Below are 19,623 nucleotides of genomic sequence, written 5' to 3' on the forward strand. Positions count from 1 at the left end.
CCGCGTTCCGGCCGCGACCCTCACACCACGTCGGAGCGGCTCTTCTCCATCGCCGCGCGGAACCGTTCGTAACCGGCCAGTTCCGGACCGTCGCCGGTGCGGCGGGTCCTGGTGGCCCAACTGCCCCACAGGCCCGCGCCGAGCGCGGCGAAAAGCGGAATCAGCAACCAGGCGATGGCCGCCATGCCGACCTCCCAACCCGGTGTGTGACCGCAACTGACTGATCAGCAGATTAACCGTCCGCAGTGACCACGCTCACGCCAGGGGGGCGGTTGCGCAAGCGGAGGACCCGCCCGGGCGAAGCGGGGGCGCTCAGCAGGCGCCCACCCACTCCTCCGTGCCGTCCGAGAAGCGCTGGTGCTTCCAGACGGGGACCTCCCGCTTGAGGTCGTCTATCAATCTGCGGCACGCGGCGAACGCTTCCGCCCGGTGCGGGCAGGACACGGCGACGATCACCGCGAGGTCGCCCACGGAGAGGTCGCCCACGCGGTGCACCGCGGCGAGGCCCTGGACCGGGAAGTCCGCGGCGACCTTCTCCGCGACCCGGCGGAGTTCGGCCTGGGCCGTGGGGTGGGCGGAGTAGCCGAGGCCCGCCACGGACGCGCCGGCGTCGTGGTTGCGGACCGTTCCCACGAACAGGGCGGTGCCGCCTGCTGTGGGGTCGCCCACCGCGTGGAACACCTCGTCCAGGGACAGGGGCTCCTCGCGTATCGCGACCAGTCGCACGGTGTTCGCTTCGCTCGGCTCGTCCATCTCGGTGCCCCCCTCGTTCCCGTACACCCTAGGACACGGGGTGCGCGGTTCCGCGCAGTGCAGCCGGGTCCCCTCACGGTGCGCTGTCCCGTGCGGCTGCGCTGTGCTTGCCCGCGCAGTTCCCCGCGCCCCTATCGCTGCACTGTTCCCTGCGGGTGCGTCGTGGTTGCCCGCGCCGTTCCCCGCGCCCCTAGGGGGCTGCGCCAACGGTGCGCCGCTCCCGGCAGGAGGCTGCCCCTGAGGGGCTCCGCCGGCCCGGAGTGCCCCGATAGGGGCGCGAGGAACTGCGCGAGCAACCGCGACACCGCCGCAGGGAACAGCGCACCGCAGGAGGCAGCCCCCGAAGGGGCGCGGGGAACGGCGCGAGCGACCACAGCGCACCCGCAGCCGAGCAGGGAACCGTCAGATGCGGCGGCGAGCCTTGCGCGCCCGCCGCACGAGCGCAGCCGTACCGAGCAACGCCACCGTAGCCCCCGCCGCCCCCGCGGCAGTCGCGTCCTTGCGCCCCAGCCGCCGCCCGGCCACCGTGTGCCGCCCGGAGACCTCCTCCAGCAGCTCCGCGAGGACCTCCTCGTTGGTCCACCGCGGACGCCACCCCGCGTCGTGCAGCCGGCTCCCGCTGACCACCCACGGGTACATCGTGTACGCGAGGTCCCCCGCGGGCGACGGCGTGAGCCCGATGCGGTGCAGCCGCGCGGCGGCCCCGAGCGCGACGGCGGACGGCAGCTCCATGCGGCGGATGCCGCTGAGCTCCTCGACCTCCTCCTGCTCCAGCCAGCCCTCGCAGCCGACGGCCACTTCGCCCTCGACCTTCTCCAGCACCGCGTACTCCAGCGCCCCGCACAGGTCGTCGACGTGGCAGAACTGCCAGGCGGGCCGGGAGCCGGCGACCACGAGCAGCCGGGGCGACTCGAAGTAGCGGGTCAGCGCGGTGTCGGTGCCGCCGACGAGCACGGCGGGGCGCACCACGGTCACGTTCAGTCCGGGGTGTGCCTTGGGCGCCCGGCGGGCGAGCCGTTCGATCTCCAGCAGGTCGCCGACGCCGGTCGCCTCGGCGGTGGCCCGCAGCTCGGCGTCCTCGGCGAGCGGCAGCTCGTTGTCGGCGAGGGCCCCGTAGACCATGGCGGAGGTGCACAGCACGACCCGGCGCACCCCGACGGCCGCGGCGGCCGTGAGCACGGTCTGGGTGCCGCGGACGTTGTAGGCGGTGCGGGCCGCCGCGTCGGTCTCCAGGTCGAGGTCGAGGGCGAGGTGGACGACGACGTCCGCTCCGCGGAGCTTCTCGGCGATGGCGGGGTCGCGCACGTCGAGGACGTGCCACTGCGCGTCCTCGCAGTCACCGCGCCGTTCGTCGATGGCGACGACCCGCTTGACCTCCTCGCTCGCGGCGAGCCGCTCCACGAGCAGCGCGCCCACCCCGGCCGCCGCGCCGGTCACGGCGACGACGGGCCCGCGCGGTGGCGGGCCGGCCGAGTGGTTTCGCGCTGCGCGAACCTGTTGATCTGGGGAACTCACCGGGCGTCTCCAGCGGTTGTCTTCAGTACGTACGGCTTGTGACGCGTACGGACCAGGTGGCACCCATCCTGCCGCAGGCCGGGAGTCGGCGGAGCACCGAGGCTCGATCGGCCCGGGGTGTCTACGCTGGGTGGTGACGCAGCGCATTCGCCGTCGGGAGACACCGGCGGCCCGACGAGCCGAGGAATCCCGTGAGTGACACCCCATTCGGATTCGGCCTTCCGCCGGAGGAGCCGGACAACGGCGACGAGGGCAAGCAGAAGGACCAGAGCGGTGGTGGTCAGGGACCTGCCAATCCGTTCGGTTTCGGGCTGCCCGGCATGGGCGGTCAGGGCGGGGACAACCCGTTCGCCGCGATGTTCGGTTCGATGAACCCGAACGACCTGGGCGCCGCGTTCCAGCAGCTCGGCCAGATGCTCTCGTACGAGGGCGGCCCGGTGAACTGGGACATGGCCAAGCAGATCGCCCGCCAGACGGTCTCCCAGGGCACGCCGGACGGCACCAAGGACGCCAGCGTGAGCCCGGCCGACCACACCTGGGTCGAGGAAACGGTACGGCTGGCCGATCTCTGGCTGGACGGCGCCACCTCGCTGCCCTCGGGTTCGGGCTCGGCCGTGGCGTGGAGCCGCGCCGAGTGGGTGGAAGCCACCCTCCCGGTGTGGCGGGAACTGGTCGACCCGGTCGCCGAGCGGGTCGGCGCGGCCATGGGGCAGGTGCTGCCGGACGAGATGCAGGCCATGGCGGGCCCGCTGATCGGCGTGATGCGCTCGATGGGCGGCGCCATGTTCGGTACGCAGATGGGCCAGGCCGTCGGCGTCCTCGCGGGTGAGGTCGTCGGCTCCTCCGACATCGGGCTGCCCCTGGGCCCGACCGGGAAGTCCGCGCTGCTCCCGTTGAACGTCGCCGCCTTCGGCAAGGACCTCAGCGTCCCCGAGGGCGAGGTGCGGCTCTACCTGGCCCTGCGCGAGGCCGCCCACCAGCGGTTGTTCGCCCATGTGCCATGGCTGCGCGCACACCTGTTCGGTGCGGTCGAGGGGTACGCGCGCGGCATCCAGGTCGACACGTCGAAGCTGGAGGACATGGTCGGCCAGCTCGACCCGTCGAACCCGGAGCAGTTGCAGGACGCCCTCCAGCAGGGCATGTTCCAGCCGGAGGACACGCCGGCGCAGAAGGCCGCCCTCGCCCGACTGGAGACCGCCCTCGCCCTGGTCGAGGGCTGGGTGGACGCGGTGGTGCACGAGGCGGCGAAGCCCCGGCTGTCGTCGGCGGACGCCCTGCGCGAGACACTGCGTCGACGCCGTGCCTCCGGCGGTCCGGCCGAGCAGACCTTCGCCACCCTGATCGGTCTGGAGCTCCGTCCGCGCCGGCTGCGGGACGCCTCCCGGCTGTGGGCCTCGCTCACCGACGCGCGCGGGGTGGACGGGCGTGACGGCCTCTGGGCCCACCCGGACATGCTGCCCACGGCCTCCGACCTGGACGACCCCGACGGTTTCGTCCACCGCGAGCAGCTCGACTTCTCCGAGTTGGACAAGCTCCTCGGCGAGGCGGCGGGCGCCGGCGGCACCACCGGCACCGAGAAGAAGGCCGACCCCGACGCCACCGGCCCCGACGACGGCAAGGGCAAGGGCAACACCACCGACGGCACCGACGGCACCGACCGTGAGGACGGCGACGACAGCAAGTGAGCCTGTACGACGACACGGTCGAGGTCCTGCGCGGGTACGGCGACCAGGACGAACTGCGGGAGCTGTACCTCGCGCACCTGGCCGCCCACCCGGACGGGGTGTGGAGGTCCTGCGGGGACGGTCACGTCACGGCCAGTGCCCTGGTCGTCGACCCGGAGCGCGAACGGGTCCTGCTGACCCTCCACGGCAAGATCCACAAGTGGCTCCAGATGGGCGGTCACTGCGAATCCGGTGACCGCACCCTCGCCGGGGCGGCGCTGCGCGAGGCCACCGAGGAGTCCGGGATCGCCGCGCTGCGCCTGCTGCGCGGCGGGCCGGTCCGGCTCGACCGGCACCTGACCCCGTGCGCCTGGCACCTCGACGTGCAGTACGCCGCACTCGCCCCCGCGGGGGCGGTGGAAACGCTCAGCGACGAGTCCCTGGACCTGCGCTGGTTCGGCTACGACGAGGTGGCGAAGGTCGCGGACGCGTCGGTCGTGCGGCTGCTGGAGGGCACCCGCGCCCTGCTGTGAGCGGGCTCAGAAAGTGGCGGGTGGTGCTGTTCCGCCGGTCGGCGGCGGTCCGCTGGGGAAACGTTCCGACCCCGACTCGGGCGGAGCGGCCGGCTTGGTCGGAGCGGTCTGCGGACGCGGCCAGGTACGCCCGGACGGGGCCGAGGTCGCCGGCCGGGGGACGTCGTCGCGGTTGACGTCGACGCGGCAGGTGGTGGCCTCCATGTCGACGTCCGTGCCGTGCAGGGCCACCGGGCGCGTACCGCTCGGGCTCCCCGCGTAGGCGATGGTGCAGACGACCTGTTCGACGGCCCGGTCGTCGAGGTCGGCGAGCCGCAGCGGCAGGAACACCGCGGTGGCGGACCCCTCTTCGTTCGCGCCGACGCCCAGCTTGTTGCCCACGGCGGACAGCTTCGGCAGTCCGGTGCGCAGTCCGGCGGCGCGTTCCTCCTTCGTGGGGCCGTCGAGGAGCGTCTTGAGCGCCTGGCCGAGGGTCACCGGGGTGGCGCCGCCCCAGGTGCCGTTGGTGAGGGGGCGGGGCACCGGGATCAGCTCGCCGTCCGGGGTCTCGAAGAACACCAGCATCCAGTTGCCCTCGCCGGGAATGACGAGGACGGTCGCGGGGCCGCCGGCTTCGATGACGTCGGTGGCCTGCACCCCGCAGCCGGTGAGGGCGAGCGCCGCCGCCAGGGCCAGGCCGCGCACGGTCCGGCGGCGCACGGGTCGCCCGACGCCTCGGGTGCCGTTCGTGTTCACTGCACGCCCTCCGGCCCGTACAGCGGTATCTCCACGGTGAACACGGCGCCCGCGCCGTCGACGCCGAGGCCGCCGCCGGGGAGGTTGGCGGCGCGGACGGCACCGCCGTGCAGGTGGACGTTCTCCTGGGTGATGGCGAGGCCGAGCCCGCTGCCCGCGGAGCGCACCCGGGCGGCGTCCGCCTTGTAGAAGCGGTCGAAGATGTGCGGCAGCACCTCGGTCCGGATGCCGGGGCCGCTGTCCGTGACCTCGGTGACGAACGTCGGCGTGCCGTGGGGCGTGGTGCCCCGGCGGAGCCGGACGGTGACGGGGGCGGCGCCGTGGCGCAGCGCGTTGCCGACGAGGTTGGCGACGACGACGTCGAAACGGCGCGGGTCGAGTCGGGCCCGGATGCCGTCGGGCAGGTCGGTGCGGACCCGCTCGGGGTGCCCACCGGTCCAGTGCCGACTGCGCAGGGTGCGGTGAATCGTTTCAGCCACGTCGACCTCGTCGGTGTGGAGTTCGGCGGCGCGGGCGTCGAAGCGGGAGATCTCCATCAGGTCCTCGACGAGCACGGCCAGCTTCCCCGTCTCGGCGCTGATCAGCCGGACCGCCTGGGCGGTGTCGGGCGGCAACCGTTCGGCGTCCTCGTCCAGGACCTCGGTGACGGCGAGCATCCCGGCCAACGGGGTGCGCAGTTCGTGGGAGACGTCGGAGGCGAAGCGCCGGGCGCGTTCCTCGGCGCGTTGGAGTTCGGCGACCGACTGTTCCAGCTTGCCCGCGGACTCGTTGTAGGTGTGGGCGAGGTCGGCGAGTTCGTCGTTGCCCCGGACCGGGATGCGGGTGTCGAGCCGCCCGCTGCCCATGCTGCGGGCGGCCCGTCGCAGTTCGCGCACCGGGCGGAGCACGCTGCGGGCCGCGAGCAGGGCGGGCACCAGGGCGATGGCGAGGCCCGGCATGGCCCCGGCCCGGGCGGCGGCGACCAGAGCCTCGGTCTGGGCCTGTTCCTCGCGCATCGGCAACACCGCGTAGAGCACCAGGCGGGTGGGCAGCACCCCGTCGGGGCCGGCCCGGAAGACGGCCGGCACACCGATCGTGAGGTAGGGCTCGCCGTTCTTCAGCACCCGTTGGAAGCTGCCGTGCGGGTGGTCGGGCGAGGTGGCGGCGCGGCGCAGTTGCGGGGTGATGACCGTGGACGTCGGGCTGGTGCCCGAGGACACCCGCAGACTCCCGTACTCGGCGAAGACGACCCAGGTGCGGGGCTTGCCCTTGCGGGCGATCTTGAGCAGTTCGTCCTGGATGCTGCGGCGGGTCAGCGGCGGTTGCACCCACATCCCCGAGACCTGTTCGCGGAAGGACGCCACTGCGGTGTCCTGGACGGAACTGAGGACCGAGTTGCGGGCCTCCCGATAGGTGAGGGTCGCGGTGGTACCGGCGCTGACGGCGGCGACCAGCAGGAACGCCAGCACGAGCCGGGTCCGCAGCCCGAACGGCGCCCGCCGGCGCCGGCGGGCGGGCCCGGTCGCGTCCCGTGCCGGCGCGTCGGCAGCGTGCCGGGACCTGCGGGGGCGGCCGATCACAGGGGGCCGAAGCGGTAGCCGAAGCCGCGCAGGGTCTGGATGTAGCGGGGGCTGCCGGGGACGTCCTCGATCTTGTTGCGCAGCCTCCGCACACAGGCGTCGACCAGCCGGGCGTCACCGTGGTAGCTGTGCTCCCAGACGTGTTCGAGGAGCTGCTGGCGGCTGAAGACCTGCTCGGGAGCCGCGCTCAGATGCAGCAGCAACCGCAGTTCGGAGGGGGCGAGGGCGAGCGCGCGCCCGGCTTTGGAGACGCTGAGCCCGGCGCGGTCGAGCACGAGTTCCCCGTGCGTCTCGACGGCGGACCGCCCGGACCCGGGGCCGGGGGCGTCCAGCCGGCGCAGCACGGCGCGGATGCGGGCCTCGATGACCTCGGTGCGGGCGGGTTTGACGATGTAGTCGTCGGCGCCCGCCTCCAGTCCGATGACGATGTCGAAGTCGTCGCCGCGGGCGGTGAGCATGATGATCGGGAGCTGGCTGCCCTCCCGGACCCGGCGGCACACCTCGACGCCGTTGACGCCGGGCAGCATCAGGTCCAACAGCAGGAGGTCGGGGCGGAACTCGTCGACGGCGGCCAGTCCGTCCTCCCCGGTCGCGGCCGTACGCACCTCGTGGCCCCGGCGGCGCAGACCGAGTGCGACCCCTTCCCGGACGGAGAGGTCGTCTTCTATGAGGAGCACACGTGGCATGAGCGGATTATTCCAGGGGTCGGGATCAGCGCCGCAGCAGGCGTCGGGCGACGCCGCTGGTCAGCCGGTCGAGTTCGGTCAGGCGCAGGGGTCGGGCGAGCACCGCGAAGACGACGGCGATGACGGCACCGCCCCCGATCGCGGCGACCAGGTGGCCCAGCGGAGCGAGACCCACGGTGGCGTAGTGGGCGAGGGCGGTGGCGGGCACGGCCGCGGCCAGCAGCCGACCGTGCTCCCCCAGGGTGGTGGACCGCCACAGCGGGCGGGCGGACGACCGGCGGGCCCGCCGGCGGCTGCCCGCGGCCTGGCCGCCGCGGCGGTGGCCGGTGACCGTGGCGGTGCTGCGGGGCGTGAGCCTGCGGCGCAGGACGTACGCGGTGAGCGCCCAGCCGACGAGCAGGGCGACCGAGTAGCCGCCCGCCATGCCGGTCACCGCGTGCCGCGCCGGCAGCACCAGGTACGCGGTGACGGCCAGGCCCGCGTTCAGCCCCGCGATCACCAGGTTGAGGAAGAACGGGGTGCGGGTGTCCGAGAGGGCGTAGAAGGCGCGGGCCACCACGTACTGCCCGGAGAACGCGATGAGTCCCGGGGCGAACGCCATCAGGGTGAGCGCCATGGCGGCGGTGTCGTCGGCGTCGGTGCGCCCGTACTGGAAGACCACCGCCATGGCGGGCCCCGCGAGGGCGAACAGCGCACAGGCCGCGGGCACGATCGCCGCGGCCGAGGTGCGCAGCGCCCCGGACACGTCGCGTCGCACGGCCGCGAGGTCGTCATCGGCCGCGGCCCGGCTCATCCGCGGCACCAGGGCGGTGACCAGCGACACCGTGACGATGCCGTGCGGCACCGCCCACAACAGGTAGGCGTTGTTGTAGGCGCTGAACCCGACGCCCCCGTCGGTGCCGAGGGCCGCGGCCCGCTCACCGGCGGTGGTGGCGAGCCGGGTCACCACCCAGTACGCGGCCTGGTTGGTGAGGACGAGCAGCACCAGCCAGCCCGCGGAGCGCAGCGGCCGGGCGAGCCCGCTGCCGCGCCAGTCGAAACGGGGCCGCCAGCGGAACCGGGCGCTGCGCAGCGCGGGCACCAGGGCCAGCGCCTGGAGGGCGATCCCGGCGGTGGTGCCCCAGCCGAGCAGCGCGGTCTCCGCACCGGTCAGGTCGCCGCCGTCGCCGACCGCGAGGTACAGGCCGAAGACGGAGATGACGACGACGTTGTTGAGGACCGGGGTCCACATCATCGCGCCGAACCGGCCGCGCGCGTTGAGCACCTGTCCCAGCAGGGTGAACACCCCGAGGAAGAAGATCTGCGGCAGGCAGTAGCGGGCGAACGCGACGGTGAGGGCGGCCTGTTCACCGTCGTACCCGGTGTACGCCTCCACGATCACGGGCGCCGCCCACACCGCGGCCCCGGTGAGGGCGAGCAGGGCGAGCACGCACACGGTGAACAGCCGGTCCGTCCAGGCCGCGCCCCCGTCGGCGTGCTCCTTCGCGGCCCGCACCAGTTCGGGCACGAACACCGCGTTGAGGGCGCCGCCGATCAACAGGGTGTAGACGATCATCGGGACGGCGTTGGCGACCGCGTACCCGTCGGCGGCGAGCCCCACGCCGAGCGCGGCGGCGACGATCGCGGAGCGCAGGAACCCGGTGGCCCGGGACACGATGGACCCGGCGGCCATGATCGCGCCGCTGCGGGCGACGGACGGGGCGGCCCGACGGTCGACGCGGGCGCGCGGGGCGCTCGCCCCGGGTCCGGCGGTCACGCTCACCGGCGGGCCAGGTACGCCTGGAAGGCCCGGTACAGGGCGTGGTTGGTGGTGCCGGGCAGCGGACGTTCCCACTCCCCCAGCGTCTCGACGACCTCGCCCCCGGTACCGAGCTTCCACCGCATCAGCCCGAAGGGCCGGTCGGCGGGGTCGAGGGTCGCGGGCACCCCGCGCATGTCGTACACGTCCGCCCCGAGGGCGTGCGCGTCCAGGATCATCCGCCATTGGAGGGCGTTGGACGGCCGCACGTCCCTGCGGTGATCGGCCGAGGCACCCGTCTGGTACCAGACCCGCCGGCCCACCGTGACCATGGTGTGCGCGGCGAGGACCTCCCCGGCGTGCCGGGCCAGGTAGAGCCTCATCCGACCGGGCTCCTCGGCGTTCAACGCCGCGTACTGGCGCTCGTAGTAGTCGAGGGAACGACCGAGACGGAACCCGTCACGGCGTTCGGTCAGGCACAACAGGCGGTAGAACTCCGGCAGTTCCGCGGCGCTCCCCACGACGACCTCGACGCCGGACTTCTGGGCCCGGCGGATGTTGCGCCGCCACTCCTGGTTGAGCCCCGACCACAGTTCGTCGGAGGTGCGCCCGGCCAGCGGCAGTTGGAAGACGTACCGGGGCTGGGCGTCCCCGTCGCCGCCCGCGACGGCCGCGGCGCCCGGGCCGCCCTTCGCACCGCGGGCGGGGTCGCCGCAGCGGTGCCAGCCGCGGGCGCGCAACCGTTCGGCGACGACGGTGCCGAGCGGGTCGACCGCGCAGTCGAGGATGTCGGTGAGGTGCGCGCCGGGACCCGTCCGGACCTTGAGGGTCTGGGCGGTCCAGCGGCGGTGGGCGGGTGAGGGCCCGATGCGCACCGCGAAGGCACCGGCGGCCCGCAGGTGGTCGAGCAGCGGATCGAGCCACGCATCGACGTCCGGCGCCGCCCAGTCGACGACCGGGCCCTCCGGCAGGTACGCGAAGTACTTGCGGGTGCCGGGGAACTGGCGCAGCAGCGCCAGGGCGACCCCGTGGAGGAGTCCCGCGGCCGGGTTCGGGCCCCACCCGAACAGCAGGGGCCGCCACTGCTCCTTGACACGTGCCCACGACGGGCACTGGAGGAAGCCGGCGCCGAGCGCGTCACCGGCGCGGGACGCCAGGAACGCCCGGTACTGGGCTTCGGTGACGGGCTCCAGCCGGACGGGCACCGACTGGGGGCCGGGACCCGGGCCGTGTCCCGCGGGTCCGTGGCCGTGCGCTGTGGCGGCGGAGTACGGCAGGTCCCGGCCGGGCGTCGTGAGGACAGCAGACACAGTGTGAGCCTCTCTTCCATCCCCGGGTGGGTACCGGGGACGGCAGGGATGCTCACAGGTAGGCGTGACCGCGCCGAGCAGGGTCTGTGACGGGACGATGACCGTTGCGGGAGGCGGCCGTCACCGTCCCGTCACACACGTCCCGCCCGGTACCCGAGGCCGGTCAGTTCCAGTCGTTGCCGCGGTTCTGGCCGTGGGAGCCCCGCTCGCCCATGCCGAACTGTGCGGCGACACCGGACCCGATCCGCGCGTTCTGCGGGGGCAACAACTCGCTCGGCTGTACGAGGACGTACCCCTCGCCCTGGAAGCCGAGCTCCCAGCCCTCCCCGGTGTTGCCGCGACGGCTGCGCGCCGCGCTCGACTGGGTCTGGGCCTGCATCTGGACCCGCAGCCCGGCGGACCAGGCGACGATCGCGTCCGAGTCGACGTTGATCGAGGTGCTCTCGCGCCCCACCCGCAACATCAGCGGCTCGCCGGAGGTCATGAGGGCGACCTTGCCCCGGCCGGTGATGTTGAGCTGGTACTTCCCGGTCCCCGAGATGCCGTACTGGCTGTCCACGGCGATGACCTGGAAGTTCAGCGTGGAGTCCAGGGCGAGGACGTAGGAGCTGTCGACCGTGAGGCCGTCCGACTCGATGTCGACCAGGTGGACGTACTGGGCGAGGTTCGCGAAGTACACGGTGCCCTCGCCCTGGCAGCGCATCAGGTCCAGACCCTCGCCGGTCTGTCGGCGACGGCGGCGTTCCTGGCCGCTCTGGTACTCGGCGTCGAACTCGATGGACCCCTGGTAGGCCACCATCGACCCCTTGCGGGCGAGGACGTCGTCCCGGCCCGTCAGGGCGACCCGCAGCAGCTGCGGGTTCTGGAGGGAGTACCGCTCCCGGGTCTGGTTGTCCGCGTGGGCGAACAGCGGGCTCTGCATGGTGTGCGCTTCCCCTCAGCCCCGGATACGGAGACGGTCGGTGCTGTCCTCGCTGGGCTGGACGACGACGATGCCCTGCCCGGAGAACGCCATCTGGAATGCCTCGCCGCTGCCCCGGCCGACCAGCGCCCCGGCCTTGAAGCTGCGCTTGCCCTTCACCTTGAGGTTCGGGGACCAGGCGAGCAGCGCGTCGGGGTCGACGTACGTCTCGTCCTCGCCCCGGCCGCACTCCACGACGATCGGCGTGCCGCGCGAGGTGAGCGCCACCCAGCCCTGACCGCCGACCGTGACGTTCCACAGGCCCTGGCCGGCGAGCCGGGTGAGTCCCTTGACCTTCTCCACGCCCCACTGGAGGTGGGCGTCGAACGCCAGGAGGTTGCCGCCGTTGACCGAGATCGCGTCGCCGCCCAGGTTCAGCACCACGGTGTCGGCACCGTAGTCGGCGAGGTACAGCAGCCCGTCGCCGAAGCACCGCATCAGCGGGGCGCCCTCACCGGTCGCCCACTCCCGGGCCTGCTGGCGCAGCGCGGGCGGACTGCCGTCGTACTGGACGTATCCGTCGTAGGCGACCATGGAGCCGGCCCGGGCGTAGACGTCCTGCCCGGTCTGGAGGGCCACCTTGACCATGTGCTTGCCGTGGTTCTCCATGCGGACGCCCACGGGGGCGGCGGGGGCCGGGGCGAAGCCCGGGAAGTGTTGGTCCATCATGACGGGCTCCCTCAGGCCTCGTAGGGCTGGACGACGACGAAGTTCCCGGGAGCGCCGCGGAACTGGAGGTTCACGCCCTCACCCGTGGAGCCCGCCGAGCGGTTCGACCGCAGTCGCACTTGACTGGTGACGATCACCTGGGCGCCCGCCGACCAGGCGACCAGCGCATTGCAGTCGGCGAACGTGCTCGGGGTGACCGGCAGGACGACCGGGACGCCGTGCGTCTTCACGATCAGGGTGCCGGTCCCCTGGAACTGCATGGTGAACAGGGCGCCGCCGGGAATGCCGTGCCCCTCGATGCGGCGGACCTCGTACTGGAGCGTCTCGTCGAAGGCGAGGACGTTCTCCGCGGAGACGCAGATCGCGTCGCCCTGCAACTCGATGGTGTGCAGGTGCGACGCCTCCTCGGCGAAGAACACCTGCCCCTTGCCGGTGCAGCGCATCAGCTGCATCTCCTGGCCCGTGCCGCTGCCGACGACGCGGCCGACGAAGCCGGCGCTCTTGTGGCTGAAGTCGACCTTGCCCTGGTACAGCACCATGCTGCCCTGGCGGGCGAGCACGCCACCGCCTCCGGTGGCGAGGTCCACCCGGGCCAGCTTCTCGCTCTGCATCGTCCAGCGCTGACCGGTCGCGAGTTCGTTGAAGCGTTGCAGTCCGGCGGCGACGCCCGTCGGGGTGGCGGCCTGCGCGCTCGGTGCCCCGACGGCGAGGGGCTGACCGGCGGCGAACGGGGCCTGGGTTCGGTGGGGAGCCTGAGCCGGGTGCGGTGCTTGGGCTTGGTGCGGTGCTTGGGCTTGGTGCGGCGTCTGCGGCTGGCCGTAGCCCGGGGGCGGCGGGGCCGACGGCGTGCCGTAGCCGGGGGGTGGCGGGGCGGACGGCGTGCCGTAGCCGGGGGGTGGCGGGGCGGACGGCGCGGGCACCTGGGGTGTGGCGGGCTGTGGGTATCCCGGGGGCGGCGGGGTGTGTCCGGGCGGGGCCGCGGCGAGCGGCGCGGCCATCGTCGGCGCGGAGTGGACCGGCGGCACCGGGGGCACAGGTTGCGGGGGCGGTGTCGCGCCCGGCGGCGGTGCGAAGCCCGCTGCGGGAGCGGGCGGCGGCGCCACAGCGGGCTGTACGGCGACGGACGGTACGGGGGCCGCGAACGCTGCGGGCTGCACGGGCTGTGCGGGTGCTGGCGGTGCGAAACCGGGCGCGGGGGCCGGTGCTGCGGGGGGCGCGAACCCGGGAGCCGGCTGGCCCTGGACCGGGGGGGCGAACCCGGGCACCGGATCGGGGGCGGCGGGCTCCTCCTCGGCGACCTCGCCGCCGAAGTTCCGCAGCAACGCGTCCAGCCCGCCGTCGAACCCCTGCCCGACGGCGGCGAAGCGCCACACGTCCTTCAGGTACAGGTCCCCGAGCATCACGGCACGCTCCGTCGTGAACTCAGTGCCGTCGAACGGGTACCGGGCGACTTCCTCGCCACCCGCGACGATGCGGAGGTAACCGGGCGCGATCTGCGACATCTGGCCCGCGCCGTCGATCGCCGCGGTGAACGACAACCGCTGGACGGCCGCGGGGATCTTCTCCAGCGTGACCCGGAACGACTCCGTGTCCCCGGCCTGCGGGCCGAGCAGCTGAATCGCTTCCTCCGGGCTCTTCGGCTGATTGAAGAAGACGAAGTACCGGTCGTCCGACAACTCGTCCTTCGCGTCGAGCCCGAAGCAGCTGATGTCGAAGGTCAACCCCGGCGCGGCTATCTGCACACCGACGTACAGATCGGTACCCGCGGTGAGATCACTGATCTTGGCCTTGTGGCCCCGTTGGAATTCCCTGGCCATGCGCTACGACCGTCCCCCATCCCGGATACCTGTACGTCGCGCCAGGCTAACCGCAAACACCAAGATCGGAGCATCCCGGTACAGACCCGGTACACAAACGCATTCGCAACGGCACACAAGACGATCACTCGTGCCGCGCCCACGCTTCGTCCCGTGCCGTGTCGTCCTGTGACTAGCCGGGCGGTGCGTCGAAGGGTGCGCCCGGCAGTGCCGACGGGGCGCGGCCCGGGGACGTCAGTCCTCGGACGTCACGGGCCGGTACGGGAGCCGGTCGGCGGCGACCACCCCTTCGAGATAGCCGCGGGCCCGCTCGGTCCTCGGGTACGCCTCCAGCAATCGCCAGAAGTCCGGGCCGTGCCCCGGCACCAGCAGGTGCGCGAGCTCATGGAGCAACACGTAGTCGACGACGTACTCGGGCATCCCCTGGAGCCGGTGCGAGAGTCGGATGCTGGCCTCGGAAGGCGTGCACGATCCCCAGCGGGTGTTCTGGTTGGTGACCCACCGCACGGACACCGGTCGAGCGAGACCGTCGAAGTACTGTCCCGACAGGCGCTCGGCACGCTGGACGAGCTCCGTGTCCCCGAGCAGCCGCTTGCTCTCCTGCGCGGCGAGCTTGTCGAGCATGACGCCCACCCAGCGCTGCTCCTCCGCCTCGGACATCCGGGCGGGGATGAGCACCACGGTGCGGTCGCCCTCCCGGTACGCGGAGACCGTACGCCGTCGACGCGCACTCCTGCGCACCTCGACCGCGCTCGCCCGCGAGCCGCCGGACAGGCGGCTCGTCGTACTGCGCGGTGGTTGTCCGGCGCTGTGCAAGGGGTCGACGGGCACGCCACGACGTTACCCGTTGCACCGGTGAGAAGTCCCGACCCCGGGTCGGTTCCCCGTTGATCCACTCCCTCAGCGTCGAGCCGGTATGAAGAATCCCCCCACCTGTGGATAACTTTCTGCACCCCCGCCCCCGATTCCGCATCATTGAACACACCGGCGGAGCACGGGGGTCTCCGCCGGTGCAGTCCTCCGTCCGTCCACGGCCGCGCTCGGATCCGGACCCGAGCCGCCTCCCCGCGGAACGGCAGCGACGGGACGGCGGGTGCGGGGGGCGTGGGGTGGGGAGGGGGCTGGGGTGGGGGGAGGGGGGAGGCCCCCCAGAACAGCGCGAACCAATCAACCGTCACCGCCCAAGGAGCACTCGCCATGCCCGCGCACCCCCTGCTGAAGCCCGCTCTCCGACGCGCTTGGCGTGACCTGCGCACCGTTCAGTGCGGCGTGGCTCCGGCGCACGCGCTGACCTTCGGGCCGCTCGACCCGGCGACCGCTTCGTTCCTGGCCCTTCTCGACGGGACCCGGGGACGCGTGCTCCTGCGCGAGGAGGCCCGGCGGCTGGGGCTGCCCGACGGCCGCGCCGATGCCGTCGTGGAGCAGCTCGCCGAGGCGGGGCTCATGGACGACACGACGGGCGGCGGCCCTTCGGCCGAGGTGCTGCGTCGGCGCGGCCCCGTCGTCGACCGCCTCCGTGCCGATCACGCCTCGCTGACGGTGACCCGGCCCGGGGCGGGCGCGGCGATGCGTGCCCTCGCGGCGCGCGGCACGGCGCGGGTTCAGGTGCGGGGTGCGGGGCGGACCGGTGCCGTGGTCGCCTCGCTGCTGGCGGCGGCGGGGGTGGGGCTGGTGGACGTGCGCGACGGGGGCCGGGTCGCGCCCTGGGAGGTGGGGCCGGGTGGGCACGGTCCCGATGCGGTGGGTGAGCGGCGCGAGGACTCCGCACGTCGAGCGGTGCGCGGGGCCAGGTCGGATCGGGCACCGCGGCCCCGCGCACGGCTGTGTCCCCGACCACGGCCTTCCGGCGGACAGGGTTCTCCCGACGTCCCGGATGCCCCCGACACGCCCGATGCCCCGTGTCCCTCCCCCGCCCCTGAGCCGCCGCTCGCCCTGGTGCTGCTCACCCCGCGCGAGGGGGTGGACGTCCACGCACCCGACCCGGGTGCGGCGGCGGAGCTCATGGCGGCCGGGGTCCCGCACCTGTACGCGGGGGTGGTGGAGGGTACGGGGGTGGTGGGGCCGTTGGTGCTGCCCGGGGCGACGGCCTGCGCCCAGTGCCTCGCGTTGCACCAGCGGGCGGACGACCCCGCGTGGCCGCGCTTGTTGGCCCAGTGGCGTTCGGGGGCCGCGCAGCGCGTCCCGCCCTGTGATGTGACACTGGCCACTGCTGTGGCGGGGCTCGCCGCCGGGCACGCGTTGGCCGTGCTGGACGGTACGGTTCCGGCGAGTGCGGACAGTCGCTGGGAGGCCGTGCTGCCGCGTCTCGCCTGGCGTGCGCGGTCGTTGGGGCCGCACCCGGAGTGTCGGTGTGGTGCGGCGGCCCGCGCCGCGAATGCGGAACACCCCTCCGGGCGACCTGCGACACACGAGACAATGGCCCAGTAGCCGCCGTACGCGGCACGGCGGTCTGGGACTTGGAGGGGCGTATGTCTGATCTTCCCCGGAAGGCGGTTACCCGAACCGCCAAGCTGGCCGCGCTGCCACTCGGCATCGCCGGGCGCGCGACGTGGGGGCTCGGGAAACGCATCGGCGGCAAATCCGCGGAGATCGTGGGGCGGGAGCTGCAACAGCGCACGGCCGACCAGTTGTTCAAGGTCCTCGGTGAGCTGAAGGGCGGGGCGATGAAGTTCGGGCAGGCGATGTCCGTCTTCGAGTCGGCCCTTCCGGAAGAGGTGGCGGGTCCGTACCGGGCGGCTCTCACGAAGCTCCAGGAGGCTGCGCCTCCGATGCCGAAGCGCACGGTGCACGGGGTGTTGGTGGAGCGGTTGGGGGAAGACTGGCGCGACTTGTTCGAGGAGTTCGAGGACGAGCCGGCGGCGGCGGCGTCGATCGGTCAGGTGCACCACGCGGTCTGGCACGACGGGCGGGAGGTGGCCGTCAAGATCCAGTATCCGGGCGCGGGTGAGGCGCTGTTGTCGGACCTCACGCAGCTGGGGCGCTTCGCGAAGATGTTGGGGCCGCTGCTGCCGGGTGTGGACGTGAAGCCGCTGATCGCCGAGATGCGTGACCGGGTCGAGGAGGAGCTCGACTACGGCCTGGAGGCGCAGGCGCAGCGCGTCCATGCGGAGGAGTTCGCCGATGATCCGGACGTGTGGGTGCCGGCGGTGGTTCACCAGTGCGATCAGATACTGGTGACGGAGTGGATCGAGGGTGTTCCGCTGTCGGAGGTGATCGCCGACGGTTCGGTGGAACAGCGGGACCGCGCAGGGCAGTTGTTGGCCCGGTTCCTGTTCTCGGGCCCTGCCAGGACGGGGTTGCTGCACGCCGATCCGCATCCGGGGAACTTCCGTCTGCTGCCGGACGGTGACGGGGGGTGGATGCTCGGTGTCCTCGACTTCGGGACGGTGGACCGGTTGCCCGGTGGTCTGCCCGCGACGATAGGCGAGTCCCTGCGGATGACGCTGGACGGCGAGGCGGAGGCCGTGTACCAGTTGTTGCGTGATGAGGGCTTCGTGAAGGCGGACATCGCGCTCGACCCGCAGGGGGTGGTCGACTACCTGTTGCCGATCGTCGAGGCGGCCGAGGTGGACGAGTTCACGTTCACCCGGGAGTGGATGCGGACGCAGGCGGCTCGGATCGCTGATCCGCGGTCGCCCGCGTACCAGTTGGGCAAGCGGTTGAACCTTCCGCCGGCGTATCTGTTGATCCACCGGGTGACGCTCAGCACGATCGGTGTGTTGTGCCAGCTCGGTGCGACGGTTCGGCTCCGCGCGGAGTTGGAGGCGTGGGTGCCCGGTTTCCTGCCGGACGAGGACGTCTCCGGGGCGGCTGTTCCGGCCGGTTCGTCCTGACCGCGGGGCGCCCGGTCACCACCAGGGTGAGTCGAGGCGGCCCTCGATGGCTCTGAGGTTGTTCCGGGCGCACCGGTCGCAGAAGTAGCGGCGGGCTCCGTTCTCGACGGAACAGGTCCAGGTGGTGGCGGCGCCGTCGATGGTGCCGCAGCGGTCACAGGCGGTCGGGGTGTCGGGCGCGGGGCCGGCGTCGCTGGTGCGGTCGGGGGCACGGGTGCCGCTGGGGTTGTCGGTGTTCTGACGTTCCACCGGGCGACGATATCCCCGTGGTGGTGGGTGGGCCGACCGCGGCGCAGCGCTCTCGGCGGGGACGTCGGCTCGGGGTGGGTTCGCTGGGGCGTCGGTGTGCGGCGTGTTCGTCAACTGCCCACGGGGGCCGGTCCGTTCGGGACCGGCCCCCGTGGGCTGGTGGGTGGTGCGCAGGTTCCGGGTCGAGAACCGCACACTCGTTCTACGGGCGGCTGTCGGCTCCGCGGCTGCTCGCCCGGGGTGGCGAGGGCCCGAGCGGGCCGCCCCGGCCGGCGAGCGGGGCGGCGGGGCCGGCGAGCGGGGCGGCGGGGCCGGGCGGCGCACAGACGGCGGGGCCGGACTGCGAGCGGCGGGGTGCCGTTCCGCGTGCCGTGCCGGTGCGGTGACCGTGGTGGTCGCCGCACCGGATGCGGGGGTACTGCGCGTTACTGCATGACGGCGACGGCGAGCGCGCGGCGCGCTCGCATCGACGCACGTTCGGCACGGCGCTGCATGCGCCGGGCCGCGACGATCCGGGCGGCCGGACGGGCCGCCTCGGCCTCTCGAAGCCGCTCGCGCATATGCGCGCGTGCCAGGGCTTCTGGGATGAGTTGCATGGCTCGGTTCCTGTTCTGGCGTGCTTCGACGCCGGTGATGGTGGAGAAGTCTGTGTGCGCGGAGCCGGCGGGCTCGTGGGTGGTGGTCATCGGGGCCTGTTTCCGGGGGTCGTGCGTGAGGGGGCGGTCGATGGTGCCTAGGGTTTTCATGCGCTGACCGGGTTCTTGCGCGGACGGCCGCGGGGGCGCTTCCGGGCGACGACGACGCCCTGGACGAACAGTTCGCCGCCCCAGACGCCCCACGGCTCGCGCCGCTCCTTGGCCCCGGCGAGACAGGCTTCGACGAGCGGGCAGGTGCGGCACAGCGACTTGGCGTACTCGACGTCGGCCGGCGACTCCGCGAAGAAGACCTCCGGGTCGTAGGAGCGGCACGGTACGGGTACGCCGAGGTTCTCGATGGCGTCGTCGAGCGCGGTGAGCGCGGTGAGGGGCGTCACGGTGGAGTCCTTCGTGGGGCCGGGCGGGGAGATCGTGTCCGAGGGCGGAGCTGACGGAGCGTGCGCTTCGAGTTGCACGGGGTGTCTTCCTCGTTTGGTTCGGTCCGGCCGGTCGGCCGGTGGCTGTCTCCCTCAGCGGTGGCTGGGGAGGCTGGTACCGGGTTGTTCTGTTGTCCCGAGACCCCTTCGTTCCGTCTTCCCGCTCAGGGAAAACAGAAGGGCCGCGGATCCCGGGTGGGGTTCCGCGGCCCTGAAGGCGCCGGCCTGATCGAGGATCAGGCTGGATGACTCCAGGGTTCGAGCCCACGGAAGGCCCACATCGTGTGGTGCTGCTTCGACTGCCGCTTGCCGAGTTCGGCGCCGGTCGCGGTAAAGCCATAGGCCAGTGCCTTGGCTGCCTCTACTGCTTCCAGTGCCTCGGTCGGTCGGCCGGAGCGCTCGCGGATCACGAGGCCATGGGCGACCAGGACGGGCTCAGGACGCAGAGCGACGGCGGCGGACAGACCTGTCCCCGGGTTCGAGAAGCCGGGCAGGCAGGAGGCGATGGCCGAGCGATCGTGCATCACGG

Annotated in this window: 20 protein-coding genes; 4 read left to right on the forward strand and 16 right to left on the reverse strand. The window is 73.0% G+C overall.

The genetic code is table 11. From position 1 onward, the window contains the following. Positions 1–20: 20 nt before the first annotated feature. The 3 genes from ACFV88_RS27265 to ACFV88_RS27275 all read right to left on the reverse strand — a co-directional run bounded on the left by ACFV88_RS27265 (position 21) and on the right by ACFV88_RS27275 (position 2,268). The gene (locus ACFV88_RS27265; protein ID WP_385494546.1) at positions 21–185 is read right to left on the reverse strand and encodes a hypothetical protein; all 165 of its coding nucleotides are present in this window, start codon (positions 183–185) and stop codon (positions 21–23) included. A 127-nt stretch (positions 186–312) separates the two neighbouring features. Next, the gene (locus ACFV88_RS27270; protein ID WP_385494547.1) at positions 313–753 is read right to left on the reverse strand and encodes a molybdenum cofactor biosynthesis protein MoaE; all 441 of its coding nucleotides are present in this window, start codon (positions 751–753) and stop codon (positions 313–315) included. Between the two features lie 402 nt (positions 754–1,155). Then, positions 1,156–2,268 (reverse strand): SDR family oxidoreductase, encoded by a 1,113-nt coding sequence (locus ACFV88_RS27275; RefSeq protein ID WP_385494548.1) that lies wholly within the window; start codon positions 2,266–2,268, stop codon positions 1,156–1,158. A gap of 191 nt (positions 2,269–2,459) precedes the next feature. Here ACFV88_RS27275 and ACFV88_RS27280 point away from each other — a divergent pair, with 191 nt between their 5' ends. Then, positions 2,460–3,953 carry a zinc-dependent metalloprotease gene (locus ACFV88_RS27280; protein WP_385494549.1) on the forward strand — a complete coding sequence of 498 codons (1,494 nt, stop codon included), beginning with the start codon at positions 2,460–2,462 and terminating at the stop codon, positions 3,951–3,953. Beyond that, positions 3,950–4,465, forward strand: a complete 516-nt coding sequence (locus tag ACFV88_RS27285; RefSeq protein WP_385494550.1) for an NUDIX hydrolase — start codon at positions 3,950–3,952, stop codon at positions 4,463–4,465. The genes ACFV88_RS27280 and ACFV88_RS27285 overlap by 4 nt, the downstream gene beginning before the upstream one ends. A 6-nt stretch (positions 4,466–4,471) precedes the next feature. Here ACFV88_RS27285 and ACFV88_RS27290 read toward each other — a convergent pair whose 3' ends face one another. The 9 genes from ACFV88_RS27290 to ACFV88_RS27330 form a co-directional block, all read right to left on the reverse strand. Continuing rightward, the gene (locus tag ACFV88_RS27290; RefSeq protein WP_385494551.1) at positions 4,472–5,200 is read right to left on the reverse strand and encodes a hypothetical protein; all 729 of its coding nucleotides are present in this window, start codon (positions 5,198–5,200) and stop codon (positions 4,472–4,474) included. Beyond that, entirely contained in the window at positions 5,197–6,759 is a 1,563-nt protein-coding gene (locus ACFV88_RS27295) for an ATP-binding protein (protein WP_385494552.1), read from the reverse strand. The genes ACFV88_RS27290 and ACFV88_RS27295 overlap by 4 nt, the downstream gene beginning before the upstream one ends. After that, positions 6,756–7,445, reverse strand: a complete 690-nt coding sequence (locus ACFV88_RS27300) for a response regulator (RefSeq protein ID WP_385494553.1) — start codon at positions 7,443–7,445, stop codon at positions 6,756–6,758. Before ACFV88_RS27300 ends, ACFV88_RS27295 begins: the two co-directional genes overlap by 4 nt. A 25-nt stretch (positions 7,446–7,470) precedes the next feature. After that, on the reverse strand, positions 7,471–9,201 hold the full coding sequence (gene murJ, locus ACFV88_RS27305; RefSeq protein ID WP_385494641.1) for a murein biosynthesis integral membrane protein MurJ: 1,731 nt from the start codon (positions 9,199–9,201) through the stop codon (positions 7,471–7,473). Between the two features lie 2 nt (positions 9,202–9,203). Continuing rightward, positions 9,204–10,376 carry a lipid II:glycine glycyltransferase FemX gene (locus tag ACFV88_RS27310; RefSeq protein WP_385494642.1) on the reverse strand — a complete coding sequence of 391 codons (1,173 nt, stop codon included), beginning with the start codon at positions 10,374–10,376 and terminating at the stop codon, positions 9,204–9,206. Positions 10,377–10,656: 280 nt separating this feature from the next. Further along, the gene (locus ACFV88_RS27315) at positions 10,657–11,415 is read right to left on the reverse strand and encodes an AIM24 family protein (RefSeq protein ID WP_385494555.1); all 759 of its coding nucleotides are present in this window, start codon (positions 11,413–11,415) and stop codon (positions 10,657–10,659) included. A gap of 15 nt (positions 11,416–11,430) precedes the next feature. Further along, positions 11,431–12,120: an AIM24 family protein gene (locus tag ACFV88_RS27320; protein WP_385494643.1), complete on the reverse strand. Its 690-nt coding sequence runs from the start codon at positions 12,118–12,120 to the stop codon at positions 11,431–11,433. Positions 12,121–12,134: 14 nt separating this feature from the next. Further along, complete coding sequence (locus ACFV88_RS27325) at positions 12,135–13,940, reverse strand: TerD family protein (RefSeq protein WP_385494556.1); 1,806 nt, start codon at positions 13,938–13,940, stop codon at positions 12,135–12,137. Positions 13,941–14,174: 234 nt separating this feature from the next. Further along, the gene (locus tag ACFV88_RS27330; protein ID WP_385494558.1) at positions 14,175–14,771 is read right to left on the reverse strand and encodes a M48 family metallopeptidase; all 597 of its coding nucleotides are present in this window, start codon (positions 14,769–14,771) and stop codon (positions 14,175–14,177) included. 366 nt (positions 14,772–15,137) lie between these two features. On the opposite strand from ACFV88_RS27330, the gene ACFV88_RS27335 reads away from it, so the two are divergent. Then, positions 15,138–16,367, forward strand: a complete 1,230-nt coding sequence (locus ACFV88_RS27335; RefSeq protein ID WP_385494559.1) for a ThiF family adenylyltransferase — start codon at positions 15,138–15,140, stop codon at positions 16,365–16,367. 41 nt (positions 16,368–16,408) lie between these two features. After that, positions 16,409–17,773: an ABC1 kinase family protein gene (locus tag ACFV88_RS27340; protein ID WP_385494560.1), complete on the forward strand. Its 1,365-nt coding sequence runs from the start codon at positions 16,409–16,411 to the stop codon at positions 17,771–17,773. Between the two features lie 15 nt (positions 17,774–17,788). On the opposite strand, the gene ACFV88_RS27345 is transcribed toward ACFV88_RS27340, so the two are convergent. The 4 genes from ACFV88_RS27345 to ACFV88_RS27360 form a co-directional block, all read right to left on the reverse strand. Next, on the reverse strand, positions 17,789–18,022 hold the full coding sequence (locus ACFV88_RS27345; protein WP_385494561.1) for a hypothetical protein: 234 nt from the start codon (positions 18,020–18,022) through the stop codon (positions 17,789–17,791). 425 nt (positions 18,023–18,447) lie between these two features. Next, entirely contained in the window at positions 18,448–18,768 is a 321-nt protein-coding gene (locus ACFV88_RS27350) for a hypothetical protein (protein WP_385494562.1), read from the reverse strand. Further along, a complete protein-coding gene (locus ACFV88_RS27355; RefSeq protein WP_362369541.1) occupies positions 18,765–19,133 on the reverse strand; it encodes a WhiB family transcriptional regulator in 369 nt (122 codons plus the stop codon). The genes ACFV88_RS27350 and ACFV88_RS27355 overlap by 4 nt, the downstream gene beginning before the upstream one ends. Before the next feature lie 197 nt (positions 19,134–19,330). Next, the gene (locus ACFV88_RS27360) at positions 19,331–19,618 is read right to left on the reverse strand and encodes a hypothetical protein (RefSeq protein ID WP_385494644.1); all 288 of its coding nucleotides are present in this window, start codon (positions 19,616–19,618) and stop codon (positions 19,331–19,333) included. Between the last annotated feature and the right edge of the window lie 5 nt (positions 19,619–19,623).

Source organism: Streptomyces sp. NPDC059816 (assembly GCF_042732055.1).
Classification (GTDB): domain Bacteria; phylum Actinomycetota; class Actinomycetes; order Streptomycetales; family Streptomycetaceae; genus Streptomyces.